This window comes from Helicobacter sp. TUL, assembly GCF_002287135.1.
In the GTDB taxonomy this organism is placed as follows: Bacteria; Campylobacterota; Campylobacteria; order Campylobacterales; family Helicobacteraceae; genus Helicobacter_F.
Genome location: NZ_NESU01000041.1, coordinates 1 through 542, shown reverse-complemented (window position 1 = coordinate 542; position 542 = coordinate 1). Strand labels below are relative to the sequence as shown.

Sequence of the window (542 nt, the reverse complement as noted above, 5' to 3'; positions counted from 1 at the left end):
TGCAGATTCTATCTCAAAAATATGATGTGTGTTATAGTGAAGATCCGGAGTTTTTGCTCTATGGTCCCTTTGGTTTCACACATTTGCGATATGAATGTGTGCGAATATTTTTTACAGGCGAGAATGTCCGCACAAATTGGAATGTTGCAGATTATGGTATCGATTTTGATTATATGGATTTTGGTGATAGGCATTTGCGCTTGCCATTAGATTTTTTACCTGCACCGCATGTGCAAGAACTCTATAAGCAATCCCAAATTCGTTGCACATTGCCCCCCCCCTTAGATCGCCAAAAGTTTTGTGCCTTTATGGCGACAAATGGTGGTGGCGAACACACAAAGATTAGAGATGACTTTTTTGAAATTTTGAATGCTTATAAGCGCGTAGATTCTGGTGGGAGATGGAAAAATAATATTGGTGGACCCATAGGCGATCGCTATGCAAATTTTAGAGATTCTAAGCTCAAATGGCTTAGGAATTATAGATTTCATATTTGTTTTGAAAACTCAAGTTATCCAGGGTATTTGACTGAAAAACTTTTT

General features: G+C 38.0%; 1 protein-coding gene. It reads left to right on the top strand.

Annotated features, from left to right (window positions below; genetic code table 11):
- The coding region (locus B9T66_RS08720; RefSeq protein WP_257874685.1) for a glycosyltransferase family 10 domain-containing protein at positions 1 to 542 on the top strand (542 nt) is incomplete at both ends.